Annotated in this window: 18 protein-coding genes; 3 read left to right on the forward strand and 15 right to left on the reverse strand. The window is 67.9% G+C overall.

The genetic code is table 11. The features are described from left to right. Nucleotides 1–150 precede the first annotated feature (150 nt). Entirely contained in the window at nucleotides 151–543 is a 393-nt protein-coding gene (locus AC6IW9_RS20535; RefSeq protein WP_497766717.1) for a hypothetical protein, read from the forward strand. Here AC6IW9_RS20535 and infB read toward each other — a convergent pair. The 7 genes from infB to AC6IW9_RS20570 all read right to left on the reverse strand — a co-directional run bounded on the left by infB (nucleotide 527) and on the right by AC6IW9_RS20570 (nucleotide 7,990). Beyond that, on the reverse strand, nucleotides 527–3,154 hold the full coding sequence (gene infB, locus AC6IW9_RS20540) for a translation initiation factor IF-2 (protein WP_497766719.1): 2,628 nt from the start codon (nucleotides 3,152–3,154) through the stop codon (nucleotides 527–529). The two genes, AC6IW9_RS20535 and infB, sit on opposite strands and share 17 nt — an antisense overlap. Then, the gene (locus tag AC6IW9_RS20545) at nucleotides 3,151–3,864 is read right to left on the reverse strand and encodes an RNA-binding protein (protein ID WP_497766720.1); all 714 of its coding nucleotides are present in this window, start codon (nucleotides 3,862–3,864) and stop codon (nucleotides 3,151–3,153) included. The genes infB and AC6IW9_RS20545 overlap by 4 nt, the downstream gene beginning before the upstream one ends. A 14-nt stretch (nucleotides 3,865–3,878) precedes the next feature. Then, complete coding sequence (gene nusA / locus AC6IW9_RS20550; RefSeq protein ID WP_497766721.1) at nucleotides 3,879–5,498, reverse strand: transcription termination factor NusA; 1,620 nt, start codon at nucleotides 5,496–5,498, stop codon at nucleotides 3,879–3,881. A gap of 46 nt (nucleotides 5,499–5,544) precedes the next feature. Continuing rightward, the gene (gene rimP / locus AC6IW9_RS20555) at nucleotides 5,545–6,312 is read right to left on the reverse strand and encodes a ribosome maturation factor RimP (protein WP_497766722.1); all 768 of its coding nucleotides are present in this window, start codon (nucleotides 6,310–6,312) and stop codon (nucleotides 5,545–5,547) included. 197 nt (nucleotides 6,313–6,509) lie between these two features. Next, entirely contained in the window at nucleotides 6,510–7,007 is a 498-nt protein-coding gene (locus AC6IW9_RS20560; RefSeq protein ID WP_497766723.1) for a coiled-coil domain-containing protein, read from the reverse strand. Between the two features lie 57 nt (nucleotides 7,008–7,064). Continuing rightward, nucleotides 7,065–7,466 carry an 8-oxo-dGTP diphosphatase MutT gene (mutT, locus tag AC6IW9_RS20565; RefSeq protein ID WP_497766725.1) on the reverse strand — a complete coding sequence of 134 codons (402 nt, stop codon included), beginning with the start codon at nucleotides 7,464–7,466 and terminating at the stop codon, nucleotides 7,065–7,067. 14 nt (nucleotides 7,467–7,480) lie between these two features. Next, the gene (locus tag AC6IW9_RS20570; RefSeq protein WP_497766727.1) at nucleotides 7,481–7,990 is read right to left on the reverse strand and encodes a carboxypeptidase regulatory-like domain-containing protein; all 510 of its coding nucleotides are present in this window, start codon (nucleotides 7,988–7,990) and stop codon (nucleotides 7,481–7,483) included. A gap of 308 nt (nucleotides 7,991–8,298) precedes the next feature. Between AC6IW9_RS20570 and recA the strand changes: the two genes are divergently transcribed. Continuing rightward, the gene (gene recA, locus AC6IW9_RS20575; protein ID WP_497766729.1) at nucleotides 8,299–9,369 is read left to right on the forward strand and encodes a recombinase RecA; all 1,071 of its coding nucleotides are present in this window, start codon (nucleotides 8,299–8,301) and stop codon (nucleotides 9,367–9,369) included. 199 nt (nucleotides 9,370–9,568) lie between these two features. Beyond that, entirely contained in the window at nucleotides 9,569–12,232 is a 2,664-nt protein-coding gene (gene alaS, locus AC6IW9_RS20580; protein WP_497766731.1) for an alanine--tRNA ligase, read from the forward strand. Between the two features lie 366 nt (nucleotides 12,233–12,598). Here alaS and AC6IW9_RS20585 read toward each other — a convergent pair whose 3' ends face one another. From AC6IW9_RS20585 to AC6IW9_RS20620, 8 genes are all read right to left on the reverse strand, one after another. Next, nucleotides 12,599–13,096, reverse strand: a complete 498-nt coding sequence (locus AC6IW9_RS20585) for a hypothetical protein (RefSeq protein ID WP_497766733.1) — start codon at nucleotides 13,094–13,096, stop codon at nucleotides 12,599–12,601. 56 nt (nucleotides 13,097–13,152) lie between these two features. After that, on the reverse strand, nucleotides 13,153–14,535 hold the full coding sequence (locus AC6IW9_RS20590) for a sensor histidine kinase (protein ID WP_497766736.1): 1,383 nt from the start codon (nucleotides 14,533–14,535) through the stop codon (nucleotides 13,153–13,155). 9 nt (nucleotides 14,536–14,544) lie between these two features. Then, nucleotides 14,545–15,219: a response regulator transcription factor gene (locus AC6IW9_RS20595; RefSeq protein WP_497766738.1), complete on the reverse strand. Its 675-nt coding sequence runs from the start codon at nucleotides 15,217–15,219 to the stop codon at nucleotides 14,545–14,547. 31 nt (nucleotides 15,220–15,250) lie between these two features. Continuing rightward, nucleotides 15,251–15,586 carry a PepSY domain-containing protein gene (locus tag AC6IW9_RS20600; protein ID WP_497766740.1) on the reverse strand — a complete coding sequence of 112 codons (336 nt, stop codon included), beginning with the start codon at nucleotides 15,584–15,586 and terminating at the stop codon, nucleotides 15,251–15,253. Between the two features lie 81 nt (nucleotides 15,587–15,667). Beyond that, nucleotides 15,668–15,865 carry a hypothetical protein gene (locus AC6IW9_RS20605; protein ID WP_497766742.1) on the reverse strand — a complete coding sequence of 66 codons (198 nt, stop codon included), beginning with the start codon at nucleotides 15,863–15,865 and terminating at the stop codon, nucleotides 15,668–15,670. Between the two features lie 70 nt (nucleotides 15,866–15,935). Continuing rightward, a complete protein-coding gene (locus AC6IW9_RS20610) occupies nucleotides 15,936–16,391 on the reverse strand; it encodes a M15 family metallopeptidase (RefSeq protein ID WP_497766744.1) in 456 nt (151 codons plus the stop codon). Between the two features lie 100 nt (nucleotides 16,392–16,491). Further along, complete coding sequence (locus tag AC6IW9_RS20615; protein ID WP_497766746.1) at nucleotides 16,492–17,049, reverse strand: DUF4376 domain-containing protein; 558 nt, start codon at nucleotides 17,047–17,049, stop codon at nucleotides 16,492–16,494. 4 nt (nucleotides 17,050–17,053) lie between these two features. After that, nucleotides 17,054–19,198, reverse strand: coding sequence for a DUF2793 domain-containing protein (locus tag AC6IW9_RS20620; RefSeq protein WP_497766749.1), 2,145 nt, complete (start codon nucleotides 19,196–19,198; stop codon nucleotides 17,054–17,056). Nucleotides 19,199–19,203: the final 5 nt, after the last annotated feature.

Consider the following 19,203-nt stretch of genomic DNA (forward strand, 5'->3'; position numbering starts at 1 on the left):
GGCGGGAGTCAGCAAGCCAGCAGATGATCGAGCGCGGCGCGATTTTCGCTCTGCGCTCGGTCGATGCGATCGCCCCACCGCCGACATCTCGGCAAGAGCGACGAAAGTGGCTCGCCGTTCCTCCGCCAGATCGGCGACGGCGCGCGCGAATTGCGTCACTTCATCATCGAAAGTCGCGGCTGCGTCGATGTTAGCGACATCGAGATCGACCGCTTCGTGGGCGCCGCGCCTTCTCTGGAGCATCTCTGCATAGCGAGCGAAACGACCAGAAAAATTCCGAGAAGGTTGCGTCACGCGCTCTATGCGCAACAGAGAGAAACCCGCCGAACGTTCCGAGCGGAGCGAGTCCGCGAGTCCGTTCGAGCGCTCTTCCAACACCTCGATCACCTTGTTCACGATGCGATCCAGATCGTGCGCCCGCGCACCGCCAACGGCTCTGCGGACCGTCTTGCGTCGCTTGCCCGAGAAGCCCGCCGGTCATTTTTGCGTCCGATCCTTCGTCTGCCGCGCCGTCCAACCCTGCCCCTCACAGCGTCCGCTTGATCTCCTCGACCCGATAGCACTCGATGACGTCGCCGACGCGCATGTCCTGATAGTTCTCGAAGGCCATGCCGCACTCCTGTCCGGCCTGGACTTCCTTGACCTCATCCTTGAAGCGCTTGAGCGTCGAGAGCTTGCCTTCGTGAACGACGACATTGTCGCGGATGAGACGCACATTGGCGCCGCGCTCCACCGAGCCGTCGGTCACGCGGCAGCCCGCCACCTTGCCGACCTTCGAAATGTCGAACACCTCGAGAATCTGCGCATTGCCCAGCATGGTCTCGCGCAGCGTCGGCGCCAGCAGGCCGGACATGGCGGCCTTCACATCGTCCACGAGATTGTAGATGATGTTGTAGTAGCGGATTTCAATGCCGCCGCGCTCGGCCGCCTCGCGCGCCTCCTTGTGAGCGCGGACGTTGAAGCCGATGACCACAGCATTGGACGCTTCCGCCAGTGCGATGTCGGACTCGGAGATGCCGCCCACGCCCGCATGCACCATGCGCGCACCCACCTCGTCGGTGCCGAGCTTGTCGAGCGCCGCGGCGATCGCCTCCACCGAGCCCTGCACATCGCCCTTGATGACCAGCGGGAACTCCTTGCGGCCGGCCGTCTTCAACTGGCTCATCATGTCGGTGAGCGAGGTGCGCGCGCCGCCGCCGCGGGCGACGAGCTTCTCGCGACGCTGACGCTCGCGATATTCGGTGATCTCGCGCGCACGGGCTTCGGACTCGACCACGGCGACGCGGTCGCCCGCCTCGGGCGTGCCGGAGAAGCCGAGTATCTCGACCGGGAAGGATGGACCGGCGTCCTGCACGGTCGCGCCCTTGTCGTCGAGCAGCGCGCGCACGCGGCCCCATTGCGAGCCGGCGACGATGATGTCGCCGATATGCAGCGTGCCGCGCTGCACCAGCACGGTGGCGACCGGGCCGCGGCCCTTGTCGAGCCGCGCCTCGATCACCGTGCCTTCGGCCGAGCGATCGGGATTGGCCTTGAGGTCGAGCACTTCCGACTGGAGGATGATCGCGTCGAGCAGCTTGTCGAGATTGAGCTTCTCCTTGGCGGAGACCTCCACCTCGAGCGTTTCGCCGCCGAAGCTCTCGGTCTGCACCTCGTGCTGCAGCAGCTCGGTGCGCACGCGCTCCGGTCTCGCGTCGGGCTTGTCGATCTTGTTGATCGCGACGATGAGCGGCACCTCCGCCGCCTTGGCGTGATGGATCGCCTCGATCGTCTGCGGCATGACGCCATCGTCCGCCGCGACCACCAGCACGACGATATCCGTCACCTTGGCGCCGCGCGCGCGCATCGCCGTGAAGGCGGCGTGGCCGGGCGTGTCGATGAAGGTGATGGGCGCGCCGCTCGGCGCCTTCACCTGATAGGCGCCGATATGCTGCGTGATGCCGCCCGCTTCGCCCGCGACGACATTGGCGTGGCGGATCGCGTCGAGCAGCGAGGTCTTGCCGTGGTCGACATGGCCCATGATGGTGACGACCGGCGGGCGCGACTCGAGCGCGCCTTCCGCGTCGGGCGCGTCGAACAGGCCTTCCTCGACATCCGATTCGGCGACGCGCTTGACAGCATGGCCGAGCTCTTCCGCGACGAGCTGCGCCGTGTCGGCGTCGATGACGTCGGTGATCTTGTGCATCGCGCCCTGCTTCATCAGCAGGCGGATCACATCGACGCCGCGCTCCGACATGCGGTTGGCGAGCTCCTGAATGGTGATGGTCTCGGGCAGGATCACCTCGCGCGAAATCTTTTCCTTCTGCTCCGCTTGGCCGAAGGACTTGAGGCGCTGCGTGCGGCGGCGGAACGCCGCGACCGAGCGGGTGCGCTCCTCCTCCTCCGACGTCGCGGTGGAGACGGTGAGGCGGCCGCGGTTCTTCTGCTCGCCGCCGCGCGACGGCGTCGGTCGCGGCGGCGGCGGCGCCTTGACGGCGATGACGCCGGCGGGGCGGCGCGCGACGCGCTTGGCCTCGGCGTCCTCGCCGGCCGGCTGCGGCGCCGCTTCCGCGGCGGGGCGCGCCGCGGCCGTCGCCGGACGCGGCGCCGCGGGACGAGCGGCAACGCCCGGGGCGGGCGGCTCGGGCGCGCCGCCGCCGGCGAGGCGCCGACGCGCCTCCTCCTCGGACTTGCGTTTCGTTTCCGCCTCGCGCGCGAGGCGGGCCTCCTCCTCGCGCTTGCGCGCCTCGGCGGCGGCGCGCTCGGCGCGCTCGCGCTCCTCGCGCTCGGCGCGCGCCTTGGCTTCGGCCTCGGCTCGGCGCCGGTCCTCCTCTTCGCGCGTGCGGGCGTCGACCAGGGCGCGGGCGCGGGCTTCGCGCTCCTCGTCGGTCAGGGCGCGCAGCACGACGCCGGCGCCGCGCTTGGGCGGATGCGGCGCGCGGGCTTCCGAGCGCGGCGGCGGGGGCGCCGCCGCCGGGGCTGCGGGAGAGGCCGCGGGCTTGGTCTCGACATGACCCGGGGCGCGGCGCTTCACCTTCTCGACCACGACCACCTTCGAGCGGCCGTGCGGGAAGCTCTGCCGCACCATGCCGCCATGTTCCGTCGGACGCTGCTTGAGATGCAGCGTCTTCGACGGAGCGGTCAGCCCCTTCTCGCCGGTGTTCTCGGTTTCACTCATCCAGTTTTCCGATCCTCGGGCTGCGCCGGTTCATTGGCGTCGGCCGTCCGGCCGACGGTGTTCGCGTCGTCGTCGCCGCTCTCTCCCGCTTCGTTTCGAGCGTTTTCGCCTCGATAGGCGGATAGACGGCGGCAGCGCGTCAAAAAGGCTTGCGTCGGTCCGCCCGGCGCGAGGGCTGCATGTATCACATTTGTGCGGCCCAAAGCCAAATCCAATTGCGACGAATCGAAGAGAGAGATCGTCACGGGCGGCTCGGCGGCTCGTCCGGCCGCCGCGGCAGCGCGCCGGGCCGCCTGCGCGAGCTTGCGCCGGCCCTCCGCAGAACCGTCGCGCGCCTCGAGCAGCGCGGCGACGGCGCCTTTCTCCAGCGCCTCGCACGCCTTGCCGAAACCCATCGTCACCGCGCCGGCCTTGTTGGCGAGGGCGAGCGACTGCAGGCAATCGGCCTCGAGCAGGCGGTCCACATCGGCGGGAAGCGTCGGCGAGGCGGCGACATCGGCCTTCAACTGGCGAGCAAAAGCGCGCTTCTTCAAGGCTTCGGCGACGAGATCGGCGCGCGCGGTCACCCAGGCGCCGCGGCCCGGCAAGCGCGCCCTGATGTCCGGCGTCAGGACGCCGTCCGGCGCGCGCACGAAACGGATCATCGCCTCCGGCGGCTCGCGCCGACGCGTCACGATGCACATCCGTTCGCTGGCCTCCGATTCTCTCACCCGGCTCCCCGCTCCTATTCGGCAGCTCCGTCCGCCGATTGCGCCTGCGTCTCTTCGGCCGCTTTCCCCTCCTCCTCGGCGGGTTGCGGCGCCTCGATCCATCCCGCGCGCACGCGCGCGGCCATGATCAGCGCCTCGGCCTCCTCGCGCGACAGATCGATCCCCTCCAAGAAACCGGCCTGCTTGATCGTCTCGCCATTCTTCTTCTCGGTCCAGCCGACGAGATCGTCGGGCACGCAGCCCGCGAGATCCTCGATCGATTTCACATCGTTCTCGCCGAGCTTCACCATCATGGCGGTGGTGATTCCGTCGATCTCCTTCAGCTCATCGAGCACGCCGAGCTCCTTGCGGCGGGCCTCGTTCTCCGCTTCGACCCTTTCCAGATAGTTACGCGCGCGGTTCTGGATTTCGGCCGCCGTATCCTCGTCGAAGCCCTCGATCGTCGCCAGCTCGGCGAGATCGACATAGGCGAGGTCCTCGACCGATTGGAAGCCTTCCGAAGCGAGCAGGCGGCCGACCACCTCGTCGACGTCGATGGCGTTCATGAACACTTTCGTCCGCTCGACGAACTCCCGCTGCCGACGTTCGGATTCCTCGGCCTCGGTCAGAATGTCGATGTCCCAGCCGGTGAGCTGCGAGGCGAGGCGAACGTTCTGGCCGCGCCGGCCGATGGCGAGCGACAGCTGATCGTCCGGCACCACCACTTCGATGCGCGCCGTGTCCTCGTCCAGCACCACTTTGACGACCTCGGCCGGCTGCAGCGCATTGACGATGAAAGTCGCCGCGTCCGCCGACCAGGGGATGATGTCGATGCGCTCGCCCTGCAATTCGCCGACGACGGCCTGCACGCGCGAGCCGCGCATGCCGACGCAGGCGCCGACCGGATCGATCGAGGAATCGCGCGAGATGACGGCGATCTTCGCACGTGAGCCCGGATCGCGCGCCACGGACTTCACCTCGATGACGCCGTCGTAGATCTCCGGCACCTCCTGGCGGAACAGCTTCGCCATGAACTGCGGATGCGTGCGCGAGAGGAAGATCTGCGGTCCGCGCTGCTCGCGGCGCACGTCGTAGACATAGGCGCGCACGCGATCGCCGGGGCGGAAGGTCTCGCGCGGGATCATCTCGTCGCGGCGGATGATCGCCTCGCCGCGGCCGAGATCGACGATCACATTGCCATATTCGACGCGCTTGACCACGCCGTTGACGATCTCGCCGATGCGGTCCTTGAATTCCTCGTATTGGCGGTCGCGCTCCGCCTCGCGCACCTTCTGCACGATGATCTGCTTCGCCGATTGCGCGGCGATGCGGCCGAAATCGAAGGGCGGCAGCGTCTCCGAGATCCAGTCGCCGACCTGGGCGGCCGGATTGCGCTTGCGCGCGTCCTCGAGCGCGATCTGCGTCGCATCGTTCTCGAGCTGATCGACGACGAGCAGCAAGCGCGAGAAACGCACTTCGCCGCTCTTCGGATTGATCTCGGCGCGCACCTCGGTCTCCTGCCCGTAGCGCGAGCGCGCCGCCTTCTGCAGCGCGTCCTCCATGGAGGCGATGACGATCTGACGGTCGATCGACTTCTCGCGCGCGACCGCATCGGCGATCTGCAGGATTTCCAACCTGTTGGCGCTGACGGCCATCTGTCGCTCCTCAATCGAGAATCAAGGCCGGCTCCGGCGCGGCGCGTCACACGCGCGAGCGACCGGGCCCGCCTTCCTTCTTCAACCCCGCCTGAATTCCGGCCGGAACCAGCGGCTTGGGCTTCTGCTTCGCCGCGGCGGTAAACCGGCCCGGGCCGCGGCGCGGACGCTCCTCGCCCGGCTCGGCGTCTTCTCGCTCTCGCTCCTGCGCGGTCTCGGCCTTGCCGGCGCGCAGCGATTCGCGGATCAGCGCGTCCGTCAGCATCAGCTTGGCCTCGTCGAGATCGCGGAGAGGAAGGCGGACCGTCTTCTCCTCGTCGGGCGGCGCATCCTTGCGCGCGAGCGTCACCACCGCCTCGCGGCCATCGCCCTCGACGGCGACGATATCGCCGCGAAATCGCTTGCGGCCGGACGCCAGCGGCTGCGTCAACTCGATCTTCGCCTCGTGGCCGATCGCCCGGCGAAAATCCGAGACCCGCACCAGCGGCCGGTCGATGCCGGGCGAGGACAGCTCGAGCCGATAGGCGTCGGCGATCACGTCTTCGACGTCGAGCTCGGGCGAGAGCGCCTGGCTCGCGGCCTCGCAGTCGTCGATGGTCATGGTTCCGTCGGGCCGCTCAGCCATGATCTGCAGAACGACGCCGTTCTGCGAGAGGATTCGCGCGCGCACCAGGCGAAAGCCGAGCTGCGCCAGCACGGGCTCGGCGATATGGGCGATGCGCGCCGCGACGCCCGTCTCGCCGCAGAGGCGCGGCTCGTCGAGCGGAGAGGGCGCGTTGTCGGCGCCGGCGGCGGGCGTTTCTGCCAAGCTCATCCTCGGGTTCGAAGCGTCACGGGGACCGGGCAAACAAAAAAGAGCGGGGTCCCGGCCGGGCCCCACTCTCAAACAGCGATCACCGGATCGTGATCGTTATGAGATGGAAACTGCGCGCTTATACACTCGAGAGACGGCGGGACGCAAGGAAAAGCTGCGAGAGCGACGCTTCCGCTCGGACGAGCGGGGCCGACGGCTCAGGGATGGCCGGCGGGAAGATAGCGGATCGCCGCCAGAATGACGCCGACGGCGATCACCATGATCGAGCCGAACCAGATTTTCAGATCGCGCTTCGAGAGCTCGATCTCCGATCGCACCGAGCTGATTTCCGATTTCAGATCAGCGCGAATCGCCGCGGTCTCGGTCCTGAGCTCGTTGCCGACCTCTGCGATCTCGCTCTTGAGTTCGTTCCTGACCTCTGCGATCTCGCTCTTCAGCTCGCTTCTGAGTTCCGCGATTTCGCTTTTCAGCTCCGTTCGAGCGGCCTGGATTTCTCTCTTCAGCTCGGTCCGAACCGTTTCGATCTCCGCCCCCAGCCTCGTTCCGAGGGCGGAAAGATCAGATTTGGTCGCGAGTTCCTGGCTCGTCGCCTCGGCGAAGGCTTCGGCGGCCGCCTTCGCCTGGCGGCGGTCGAAGCCGCCCGCCTCCAGCGTCTCGACGAATTTCAGCGTATCGAATGCAACGGAGCCGCTCATGCTGCGAACATAGGCGGCGGCCGCTCTCGAATCAATCGCGTCCGCGGCCTCGTCCGCTCATCCGAACAGAGCGACGAGCGGCGCGATCAGAGGCGCGTCGGCGGGCGGCATGCTCGAAGCGTCCAATTCGCTCGGCCGCATCCATGCCAGCGCCTGTCCCTCGCGTGAATGCGGCTCGCCCCTCCAGCGGCGGCAGACATAGAGCGGCATCAACAGATGGAACGCCTCATAGGCGTGGCTGGCGAAGGTCAGCGGCGCGAGGTCGCGAATGTCCACGACGACGCCGAGCTCCTCGGCGAGCTCGCGCGCGAGCGCCTCCTCCGGCCGCTCGCCGGGATCGAGCTTGCCGCCGGGAAACTCCCAGAGACCGGCGAGTTGCTTGCCGGGGGGACGCTGCGCGATGAGGACGCGATCCTGCGCATCGATCAGCGCGGCGGCGACGACGAGGAGAAGCAACAATGGCGTTTCCTGCTTCAATTGCCGGAGAGGATCAGGCGAATCGGCTCGCTCTCCTTTCCGGTGACCTCGATCTCGTCATACATCGCGCCGCCCTCGGCGAGCCAGCGGCCGCTCGGCGTCCAGGTGAGCTGCGTCGCCACGAAATAGCGCCCCGGCGCGAGCTTGTCGAAGGCGAAGCGCCCCATGGCGTCGGCCTTGGTCGTGCGCATATGCTCCAGATAATCGGGGTCCTGCGTCGGCGATTGCGCAAGCAGCGCCGGAACGAATTTCTTGTCGCCGTAGAATTGGGCGAAGCGCGCCCTCGCATAGGCGGTCGCCGGAATCAGGCGCACGACCTCGCCCGAGGCGTAGCGCACATTCACGTTGCCGTGAGGGTCGCGCAGGAATGCTTGGCCGTGAATTGTCGTCTCGCCCTGCCGCCGGATGAAGGCCGCCTCCGCCGGATCGAAGCGCCCCTGCGGCGCGGCGCCGTGGCAGGCGCAGAGCGCGAAGAGCGCGCAAACCGCGCCCAGAACGAAACGCATAGGACGACTCCTCGAAAACCTTCTCCATCCACTCTCGCCGCATCGGCGATCGAAGACAAGGCTCCGCTTTCGCCGCTCCGAGCAGCGTTCCGTATCGCGAGACGCGAGAGAGCAGAGACGCGAACAAAAAAAGAACTTGGCGGCGAGAACAAATAGGATACAATAAAGAGGTTCGATGTTCCCCGGCGCACAGGACATTCAGGACGGGAGCGGGAGGCGCGAGCGCCACGTTCCTCAGCCGAGATGTCTTTGCGCCGATCCTCATCATTGCGTCAGCCGCCTCACCCGTGCCAGAAGGAATCATCGCCGTGAGCCAAGCCAATCTCCGCCTCGTGGAAGGAACCTCCGTGGACAAGACCAAGGCGCTGGACGCCGCTCTGTCGCAGATCGAGCGGGCCTTCGGCAAAGGCTCGATCATGCGGCTCGGCAAGAACCAGAAGGCCGTCGAGATCGAGACGATCTCGACGGGCTCGCTGGGGCTCGACATAGCGCTCGGCGTCGGCGGCCTGCCGCGCGGCCGCGTCGTCGAGGTCTATGGGCCGGAATCCTCGGGCAAGACGACTCTCACCCTGCATGTCATCGCCGAGGCGCAGAAGAAGGGCGGCGTCTGCGCTTTCGTCGATGCCGAGCATGCGCTCGATCCGGTCTACGCCCGCAAGCTCGGCGTCAATCTCGAGGAGCTGCTGATCTCCCAGCCCGACACGGGCGAGCAGGCGCTCGAGATCACCGACACTCTGGTGCGCTCCGGCGCGGTCGACGTGCTGGTCGTCGATTCGGTCGCGGCGCTGACGCCGCGCGCCGAGATCGAGGGCGAGATGGGCGAGGTGCAGCCGGGCCTGCAGGCGCGGCTGATGAGCCAGGCGCTGCGCAAGCTCACCGCCTCGATCGCGCGCTCCAACACGCTCGTCATCTTCATCAATCAGATCCGCATGAAGATCGGCGTCATGTACGGCTCGCCGGAGACGACGACCGGCGGCAATGCGCTCAAATTCTACGCCTCCGTGCGGCTCGACATCCGCCGCATCGGCGCGATCAAGGATCGCGACGATGTGACCGGAAATCAGACGCGCGTGAAGGTGGTCAAGAACAAGGTCGCCCCGCCGTTCAAGCAGGTCGAGTTCGACATCATGTATGGCGAAGGCGTCTCCAAGGTCGGCGAACTGATCGACCTCGGCGTGAAGGCCGGCGTCGTCGACAAATCGGGCGCCTGGTTCTCCTTCGACAGCCAGAGGCTCGGACAGGGGCGCGAGAACGCCAAGGCCTTTTTGAAGCAGAACAAGGAGGCCGCCGAGCGGATCGAGGCGGCGATCCGCGAGAACGCCGGCCTCATCGCCGAGCGCATTCTCGATGCGGCCGACGACGACGCCGCCGAGGATTGAGCTCCCGGCGACCCGAACCTCGCTCATCCCACGGAAAGCCCTGTTTCCCTTCGCTGGCAAATGCTCTAGAAGGGCTCGGTTCGCGCCCGGCCCTCGCGACGCGGGCCCGGAGCGAGAAACGAGAGCGTCGCGTTCTGCCGGTCACGACCGGCCGAACGCCGCCGCGATATGACCGGCAAACCCGGGCCGAATGAGCACGATGAGTGGCGTCAACCAGATCCGCACGACCTTCCTCGACTTCTTCTCGCGCAACGGCCACGAGAAGGTCGCATCCTCGCCGCTCGTCCCGCTGAACGATCCGACATTGATGTTCACCAATGCGGGAATGGTGCAATTCAAGAACGTCTTCACCGGCTTCGAGAAGCGCCATTACGCCCGCGCGACGAGCGCGCAGAAATGCATGCGCGCGGGCGGCAAGCACAATGATCTCGACAATGTCGGCTATACCGCCCGGCATTTGACCTTTTTCGAGATGCTCGGCAATTTCTCCTTCGGCGATTATTTCAAGGAAGGCGCGATCGAGCTCGCCTGGACGCTCGTCACGCGCGAATTGGGCCTGCCGCGCGAACGCCTGCTCGTCACCGTCTATCACGACGACGACGAAGCCTTCGAACTCTGGAAGAAGATCGCGGGCTTTTCCGAGGACCGCATCATCCGCATCGCGTCGAGCGATAACTTCTGGAGCATGGGCGATCTCGGACCCTGCGGTCCCTGCTCGGAAATTTTCTACGACCAGGGAGAGAGCGTCGCCGGCGGACCGCCCGGCGGCCCCGACGAAGACGGCGACCGTTTCCTCGAATTCTGGAACCTCGTCTTCATGCAATATGATCAGACGGCGCCGGGCGAGCGGATTCCGCTGCCGCGCCCGTCGATCGACACGGGCATGGGCCTCGAGCGCGTCGCCGCTCTGCTGCAGGGCGCGCATTCGGTTTTCGACATCGACCTGTTCCGTCGCCTGACCGCCGCGGTCGCCGACGCGACCGGCGTGGACGTGTCCGGACCGCAGGCGGCGAGCCACCGCGTGATCGCCGATCATCTGCGCGCCTCGGCCTTTCTCGTCGCCGATGGGGTGACGCCCTCCAACGAGGGGCGCGGCTATGTCCTGCGCCGCATCATGCGCCGCGCCATGCGCCATGTGCAGCTGCTCGGCGCCGCCGAGCCCCTCATGCACAGGCTGGTCGGCTCGCTCGTCGCGGAAATGGGCCGAGCCTATCCCGAGCTGCCGCGCGCCGAGACCCTCATCCGCGACACGCTGCTCACCGAAGAAACGCGCTTTCGCCAGACGCTGGCGCGCGGCCTCGCCATTCTCGACGAGGAGACCGCGGCGCTCGCGCCCGGCGCGAGCTTCTCCGGCGAGACGGCGTTCAAGCTCTACGACACTTACGGCTTTCCTCTCGATCTCACCGAGGACGCGCTGCGCCCGCGCGGCATAACGGTCGACAAGGACGCGTTCGAGACGGCGATGGCGCGCCAGCGCGCCGAGGCGCGGAAGGCCTGGGCCGGATCGGGCGAAACGGCGACGGAAGCCGTCTGGTTCGCGCTCGAGGAGCGCGTCGGCGCCACGGAATTTCTCGGCTACGACACGGAGAAGAGCGAAGGCGTGGTCGTCGCCCTGCTGCACGAGGGCTCCGAGACCTTCCGGCTCGCGGCCGGCGCGCGCGGCGCGGTGATCCTCAATCAAACGCCCTTCTACGCCGAATCCGGCGGCCAGATCGGCGACGTCGGCGTCATGCGCGCCAAAGGCGTGCGTTTCCGGGTGATCAATACGCAGAAAAAGCTCGGTGGGCTGTTCGTGCATGAAGGCGTGGTCGAGGAGGGCGCGCTCGTCCCCGGCCTCGCGCTGGAGCTCGAGGTGGACCACGCGCGCCGCAACGCCGTGCGCGCGAATCATTCGGCGACGCATATTCTGCACGAGGCGCTGCGCCGCGTGCTCGGCGATCATGTCGCTCAAAAGGGCTCGCTGGTCGCGCCGGACCGCCTGCGCTTCGACTTCACTCATCCCAAGCCCCTCACCGAAGAGGAGGTCGCCGATGTCGAGCGCATCGCCAACGAGGTGGTGCAGGACAATGCGGCGGTCGAGACGCGGCTGATGGCGCAGGACGACGCCATCCGATCCGGCGCGCGCGCGCTGTTCGGCGAGAAATATGGCGAAGAGGTGCGTGTCGTGTCGATGGGCCACGCGCCCGCCGATCAGAGCCGCGCCTTCTCGGTCGAGCTCTGCGGCGGCACCCATGTGCGCCGCACCGGCGACATCGGCCTCGTCAGCATCGTGTCGCAAGGCGCCGTCGCCTCCGGCGTGCGCCGCATCGAGGCCAAGACCGCCGAGGCGGCGCGCGCGCAGCTCGTCGCCGATTCGCGGGCGCTGCGCGAAGTGGCGGCGCTGGTGCGCGCCCCTGTCGAGGAGACCCCGGGGCGTCTCGCCGCCCTGCTCGAGGAGCGCAAGCAAATGGAGCGCGAACTCGCCGAGGCCAAGCGCAAGCTGGCCATGGGCGGCGGCGGCAATGGAGCCGCGCCCGTGCGCGAGATCGCCGGCGTCAAGCTGTTCTCCCGCGCCGTCCAGGGCATAGACGCAAAGGACCTGAAGTCCCTCGTCGACGACGCCAAGAAGACGATCGGCTCCGGCGTCGTCGCCATCGCCAACGCCTCGGCCGACGGCAAGGCCGGGGTTGTCGTCGGCGTGACCGCCGACCTCACTCAAACCTACAACGCCATCGAACTCGTCCGCGCCGCCAGCGAGAAGCTCGGTGGCAAGGGCGGCGGCGGACGTCCCGATCTCGCCCAGGCCGGCGGTCCCGACGCCTCCGCGCTCGACGCCGCCCTCGCCGCGATCGAGGACAGGCTGCGCGTGAAGGCCGCGCAATGATGGACGAGGCCTGTTGGGGCGCGCCTCGCGCCCCCTTTGATCCGCTCGCGACGTCGACAAGCTCGCCGCCGTCGACGAGGCGGTCGAGTGCGTGAGCCTCGCTCTCTGGGCGGCATTTCTCGTCCGGCAGGCCGATCGTCTGCTTCGGCCAGAAAGGGCGTCACCCGCGGCGGAAGACTCATCGTCGTCCAGCGGCGCGATTCAGCCATTTAGAATGGGGAAGGTCGGGTAGAGGCTTTTGAGCTCGATGCGGGGTCCGCGGGAGTGAAGCGCCAGTCCGCTTTTGCCCGATGCTCGTTGCGATCGGCGACCCAGGCGCCGACTTCGGCGCGCACGCCTGGTAGAGCGAGGCGGGCTTGTGCGTGTTCAGATTGTTCTGGACGAGCACGATCTTCGTCGCCTGCGGAAACACCGCCTCCGCGACATGCTCGAGCGCATGGTCGTAATCGATCGCCGTATGGCGCGCTCGGTCACCATATCAGCTCGTAGCCCGCCAGCTCCCATCCGGCCGCTTGCAGGCCCGGCCCTTCGCCTGCTGCGGACGCCCCCGATGAACACCTTGTGCGTATAGTCGCGGCAGCCGCCGGGCGCGTCCTCCGCCGCTGGCTCGATGAAGCCGTAGGCGCCATGAGCGCCGCGCCAGCTCTTGCGCTCGCCGGAATTCACCGCTTCCTGCTGCGCGGCGATCGCGGTCGCGCGATCCGCCGCATCCAGTTCGCGACCGACCGCCGAGCCGACCACGCCCGGCGCCGGCGGCTCCGGCGCCGGGGGCGCGACCTTCGCCGCCTCCGGCGCGGCTGTGTTGCATCCCCCGAGCATCGCGACGAGGCCGACGGCCGCGAAACATCTGACGATCGACCACATGGACGCCTCCCCCTCGCGCGCATCCGCAAGGGTCATGACCGAATGCGCGCCGCCTGTCAAAGCCCCGGGAGCCGCGCCTGCGCGCGCAAGCCGCCGAGCGGACTCTCCGACAGACGCAGCGAGCCGCCGTAATCGGCTGCGAGTTCGGCGACGATCGAGAGGCCGAGGCCCGAGCCCGGCTTGGTCTCGTCGAGCCGCTGGCCGCGCGCCACGGCGCGCTCGCGCAGATGCGGCGCGAGCCCCGGCCCGTCGTCGTCGATGGTGACGACGAGCACGCTGCGGCCGGCCGCGCCGCTTTCGAGGGACGCCTCGAGGCGCACTTCGCCCGCCGCCCATTTCCCGGCATTGTCGAGCAGATTGCCGACGATCTCCTCGAGATCCTGCCGCTCGCCGAGAAAGCGCGAGCCCCCCGCCGCGCTGCCGGAGAAAGCGACGCCACGCTCGGAATAAATCTTGGCGAAGATGCGCAGCAGCGCCTCGACCACAGGCGCGACCTCCGTCGTCGCGCCGATGGCGCCGGCGCGCGCCGCCGCCCGCGCCCGCTCGAGATAAAAGGCGATCTGGTCGCGCATCAGTTTCGCCTGCTCGCTCACTTTTTCGGCGAGCAGGGAGGGCGCGGCGTCCGCCTCGTTGACGATGACGCTGAGCGGCGTCTTCAACGCATGGGCGAGATTGCCGACCTGCGTGCGCGAGCGCTCGACGATGTCGCGATTGGCCGAGATCATCAGATTGAGCTCTTCCGCGAGCGGGGCGATCTCTGTCGGATAGACGCCTTCGATCCGCGCGCGCTCGCCGCGGCGGATGATCGACAGCTCGTGCTGCATGAGACGCAGAGGACGAAGGCCGAAACGGACTTGGAATGCGGCGCCGAGCGCCAGAGCTATGGCGAGCAGCGAGAAGGCGACGATGAGCGACCAGCGGAAGCGGGAGATCTGGCTCTCGGTCTCCTCTGTGGTCGCCGCGACCTGCACGAGATAGACGCCGATGTCGCCGACGTCGATGACGCGTTCGACGATGCGCAGCATGCGCGCGTCCGGCCCCATCGTGACGCCGCGCCGCACGCCGCCGGTCTCGGCCGGAATGTGAAGGTCGGAGAGCTTCGGCAACCGGGCGGCGAACAGAGAGCGGGACGCCTTGATCTCGTGCTTTTCATCGTCGAGCCGGGTAATCTGCCAATACCAGCCGGAACGGGCGAGCTCGAATTGCGGATCGCCGAGCTGGCCCGGCCCGGTGCGTCCGTCCTCGCCCGATTCCGAGACGTCGGCGACGATGGCGCGGAGATAGACCTCGAGCCGCTGCTCGAACACGTCCTCCGCCGTCGCGCGGTAATATTCGGTGAGGGCGAATCCGGCGAGCATCAGCACGGCGGAGCTCAGCGCCGCCGCGGTCAGGAACAGGCGCGCCGCGATCGACCGGCTCGGAAAGCGCAGCCAGCGCATGAGCGCGAGTCAGCGTCCGCCGGCTTCGGGCGCCGCCGCCATATAGCCGAGGCCACGAATTGTCTGGATCACGTCGACGCCGAGTTTCTTGCGCAGGCGCCCGACGAAGACCTCGACCGTGTTCGAATCCCGGTCGAAATCCTGATCGTAGAGATGCTCGACGATCTCGCCGCGCGAGATCACCCGCCCGCTGTGATGCATCAGATAGGCGAGCAGCCGATATTCGTGCGAGGTCAGCTTGACCGCCGTCCCGTCGACGACGACGCGGCCGGCCTTGGTGTCGAGCCGCACGGGTCCGCAGACGATCTCGCTCGTCGCATGGCCGGCCGCGCGGCGCAGCAGCGCTCGGACACGCGCGAGCAGTTCCTCCATATGGAAGGGTTTGGCCACGTAATCATCGGCGCCGGCGTCGAAGCCCTGCACCTTGTCGCTCCAGCGGTCGCGCGCGGTGAGGATCAGCACGGGCATGGTCCGCCCGGCCTTGCGCCACTGCTCGAGCACGCTGACGCCGTCCTTCCTCGGCAGGCCGATGTCGAGCACGACCGCGTCATAGGGCTCGGTGTCGCCGAGGAAATGCCCCTCTTCGCCATCGAAGGCGCGGTCCACGGCGTAGCCCGCCTGCTCGAGCGCGGCGGCGAGCTGGCGATTCAAATCCTTGTCGTCCTCGACGACCAGCAGGCGCAACGTCCCCTCCCCCGATCGAATCGCGTCTTTGTCACCGCGATTTGTGACCAGGATGCGGCTGGCCGTTCGTCGCGTCGAGATAAATCCGCAATACCCGCCCATCGCGGCGCAGCATGCTGATCTCGTAGACGAGCCCCTCCCGGTCGCGGCAGAGCTTCGCGGCGATCGGCTCGGCATGGGCGGCCGAGCTCGCCGCCTGCATGGAGGCGAAGGGATCGACGAGACGGCGGTCGGCGATCAGATGGCGCGTCTCCGCCGTGGGAAAGCACTGGAACGTCGCCTCGTCCCCTCGCGCCGCGGCGGGCATGGCGAGCGCGAGGACGGCGGCGGTCTGCAGCCGGAACGGGACAAGGGCGGGTGTTTTCACGAATCCGATTATGAGGAGGGGCGTCTGAACGATGCGTGAACGAGAAGCGCGGCGGCGCGGCCGGCGCCGCCGCTCGCAGCGTCAGCCGCGCCGCTCCGGCACGACCACGGCGAGAACGCCGCCGATCGCGGCGCCCAGCGTGAGCAGGCTGTCGCCGAGCAGGCCTGGCGCGAGCGAATGCACGAGCGCGGCGACGACGCCGGTTCCCGCCCAGGTGCTCGGCTCGGCCAGGCGGGTGGCGAGCCACATCCAAACGCCAGAAGAAAAAGACAAGGCCATATGCGTCATCCTCGCTGCTTCGCCGGGAGGCCGCCCGGCGCGGCGCGGGCGCCGTCGCCCGCGAAGAGCCTCACGGATAGAGCGACCAGGGCAGCTGGAAATGCGGCCCGTCCTTGAACGTCCGCCAATCGCCGCCCCATTCGATCGTGACATGCTCGGTGAGCGCCGCCGCCTTCATCGCGCGGGCGATCGGATAGATCTGCGGCCACAGCCATTGCGGGCGCCCGTCGACCAGGGGAACGAGATCGACCGCATGCGAGACGAGGCCGAATTTCGAATCCTTCGTCGGCACATGCCGGCAGCGGAACGGATTCTTCAACGCCGTCTTGCCCTGCGCGATCAGCGACCGCTCGCGCGCGAGCGAGCGCACCCCCTCGAAGACGATGAACTTCTGCTCGCAGAGAGCCGCGGCGCGCCGCACGACCCGGACGAGGTCGGGATGAACGCCGACGAGCTTTTCCTCGGACGCGCTCTCGAGCGAGTAGCCGTGCGACTTCTTCGCCGGCGCAGTCGCGGATTCGGACATGAAATCTCCTTTCCCTGCTCGAAGACAAAATGAGGACGATGCGCGCCGCCGCGAGAAGCGGCGCGTGACGTCCCGCGATGTGGATCGAATCGGCCGCGCGTCAGGCCGGCCAGCCGCTGTCCAGGTCGATCGCCTCGAGGGCGTCGTCATCCGCGGCGGCCGCGATCTCCTGCGCGAGCGCCGCCTCGCGGTCGAAGCACGCCTGCACATGGGCGCGCACGCCCTGCGCCGCGGCGATCAGCGCCGCATGATCGAGCAGCGTGAAAGAGCCGTCGGAGAGCTTCCAGCGAACCTGATAATCATTGTCCAGAACCGAGGCCACGACGGCCGCAGTCAATTTCGCCTGGGACTTCTCGTCGGTGGAGAAGCTCATGTCGCCGATCGTCGCTCCGCCCGTCTCGACGCGCCACCGCTGCTCGGCGAGCGCCGCGAGTATGCGCGCCTTCCGCGCGGCGAGCGCCGGCGCCTCCGCGGCGCGCCGTTCCTCCTCCGTGGCGAACAGCGAGGACTGTGGCCACCATCCCTCGCCGCCTTCCGCATAGGCGACGCGATAGGTCGGCTCCTCCGTCGCGGCGCCCTCGGCGGCCTCGAGGACCGTCGCGGCGCCCCGGGAAGCGCCCGCCAGAAAGACTTGCCCGCCCGTTTCATGGATCGCCATTTCATCACCTGTAGGAGTAGCTGTACGCCGATTTGCTCGTCATGACGCGGTTGCCCGCGCCGGTTTCCGCCACCGCCGCGAACAGTCCGAGCTCACGCGACCAGCAGACCGAAAACCAATTATTGTTCGCCGCGCTCGTTCTCGATGTCCAATTGATCCCGTCCGGCGATGTCATCACACGGTTGCCCGCGCCAGAGGTGGAAACGGCGACGAACAAACCGACTTCCGGCGACCAGCAAACCGAAACCCAGTCATTGTCCGTGGCGCTCGTGCGCGTCGTCCAATCGATCCCGTCCGGAGACGTCATCACACGATTGCCCGAACCGGTGACGGACACCGCCGCGAACAGTCCGAGTTCGCGCGACCAGCACACCGAAAACCAATTATTGTCCGCCGCGCTCGTGCGCGTCGTCCAATCGATCCCATTCGGAGACGTCATCACACGATTGCCCGAACCGGTGATCGAAACAGCGACGAACAATCCGATCTCGGCGGACCAGCAGACCGAAAACCAGCTATTGTCCGCGGCGCTCGTTCGCGTCGTCCAGCTGATCCCGTCCGGAGACGTCATCACACGGTTGCCCGCGCCCGAATACGCCACGGCCACGAACAGGCCGGCCTCCCGCGACCAGCAGACCGCAAACCAATCATTGTCCGCCGCGCTCGTCCTCGAGGTCCAATTGATCCCGTTCGGAGACGTCATCACACGGTTGCCCGCGCCGGTGGAGGCCACGGCCACGAACAGGCCGATCTCGCGCGACCAGCAAACCGAACGCCAACTATTGTCAGCGGCGCTCGTTCGCGTCGTCCAGCCGATCCCGTCCGGAGACGTCATCACACGGTTGCCGGCGCCGGTGATCGCCACGCCGACGAACAGACCGAGCTCCGGCGACCAGCAGACCGAGCGCCAACTGTTGTCCGCGACGCTCGTCGACGAAAGCCACGCGTTGCTCGTCACCCAATTGCGCTTCGGCGCGTCCGGATCGACGAACAGAGCGTCGTCGCGACGGCCGCACAGCGACAGCTCCACGGCGCGCGGGCGCCTCTCGAACGCCGTCGGATAAATTCCGGGCTCGAGCTGCGGCCGCAGCACCGTCCCAGTGGAGAATTCGACCGCCGTGAAGACGCCCGCGCTCGATCCCGCGACGACGAGGCCCGTGGCGGGCACGCTCGCGAAGGCGCCAGACGGGCTCGTCTGCCAGACGCGCGCCTGCGCGGTTCCGGCGTGCGAGAGAACATAGGCGCCGCCCTCGACCAGCGCCGCGTCGATCGGAAGCACGATCGAGCCGGCCGAGATCGTCAGCATCGTGTCGACGCCGGAGGCGGACGTCGAATAGGTCGCGCCCGACGCGCCGGCCCTGAGCCCGTCATGACCGGGCGCGCCGGGGGCGAGCGTCACCGTCGACGGCATGCGCCGCTGATTGATCCTGAAGCTCGCATTGCGCAGCCGGTTGCGAAAGCCTGCGGGCGATCCGTCGCCGGCTCCGTTCGGAAAGGCGACGCGGCCCGTGGACTTGTCGGCCTCGAGCGCCGTCTTCCACGCCGAACCGTCCGGCGAGACCTTGATGCGAAGATCGTCGGAACCGATGAGTCCGATCTCCGCGCGTCCCGACCAGGCCGTCTGGAAGAGATGCGACGCCGTCGCGCCGGCCGCATCTTTTTCCAGCGTCACGCGCAGATCGCCCGATCCGCCCTCCGCGATCGTTTTCGCGGCGAACAGCGCGGCGTTGGACTTCACCGACAGGCGATTGACGGAGTCGGCCGTCGTTCCCACGCCGAGCAGGCTCAAATTCTGCACGGGGCCGAGCGCGGAGCCGAGCGGCGCCCAGGCCGAGCCGTCGTAGAGAACGGAGAGCGCCTCGCTCTGGACATGAGCGAGCCAGCCCGCGCGCGGCGCGAAAAAGCTCCAGCCGCCGGAAAGCCATGCGACGACCTTGCCGGCCTGTCCCGAAAAGGCGCCGGTCGCGCCTGCGCCGATGATGTAGCGGTCGCCCTCCGCGGGCGAGGCCGGCGGCGCAATCTGGTCGCGCGCGACGACGGAAAGCTGCGCGAGCGCGTCGAGAATCTGCAGCGCTTCATTGTGCGTCACATGCTTTTGGGCTTGCGCCGCATCGATATAGGGCAAAGCGAGATGGGTCGTCTGCGTCATGGCTC

This window comes from Methylosinus sp. shoA (genome assembly GCF_059718125.1).

Bases quoted from the DNA above. Each gene is read 5' to 3' on its own strand.
- alaS (WP_497766731.1), top strand. From the start codon at position 9,569: ATGAGTGGCGTCAACCAGATCCGCACGACCTTCCTCGACTTCTTCTCG.
- AC6IW9_RS20610 (WP_497766744.1), bottom strand. From the start codon at position 16,391: ATGTCCGAATCCGCGACTGCGCCGGCGAAGAAGTCGCACGGCTACTCG.
- nusA (WP_497766721.1), bottom strand. From the start codon at position 5,498: ATGGCCGTCAGCGCCAACAGGTTGGAAATCCTGCAGATCGCCGATGCG.
- AC6IW9_RS20560 (WP_497766723.1), bottom strand. From the start codon at position 7,007: ATGAGCGGCTCCGTTGCATTCGATACGCTGAAATTCGTCGAGACGCTG.
- AC6IW9_RS20585 (WP_497766733.1), bottom strand. From the start codon at position 13,096: ATGTGGTCGATCGTCAGATGTTTCGCGGCCGTCGGCCTCGTCGCGATG.
- infB (WP_497766719.1), bottom strand. From the start codon at position 3,154: ATGAGTGAAACCGAGAACACCGGCGAGAAGGGGCTGACCGCTCCGTCG.
- AC6IW9_RS20570 (WP_497766727.1), bottom strand. From the start codon at position 7,990: ATGCGTTTCGTTCTGGGCGCGGTTTGCGCGCTCTTCGCGCTCTGCGCC.
- AC6IW9_RS20590 (WP_497766736.1), bottom strand. From the start codon at position 14,535: ATGCGCTGGCTGCGCTTTCCGAGCCGGTCGATCGCGGCGCGCCTGTTC.
- AC6IW9_RS20615 (WP_497766746.1), bottom strand. From the start codon at position 17,049: ATGGCGATCCATGAAACGGGCGGGCAAGTCTTTCTGGCGGGCGCTTCC.
- AC6IW9_RS20605 (WP_497766742.1), bottom strand. From the start codon at position 15,865: ATGGCCTTGTCTTTTTCTTCTGGCGTTTGGATGTGGCTCGCCACCCGC.
- rimP (WP_497766722.1), bottom strand. From the start codon at position 6,312: ATGAGCTTGGCAGAAACGCCCGCCGCCGGCGCCGACAACGCGCCCTCT.
- AC6IW9_RS20620 (WP_497766749.1), bottom strand. From the start codon at position 19,198: ATGACGCAGACGACCCATCTCGCTTTGCCCTATATCGATGCGGCGCAA.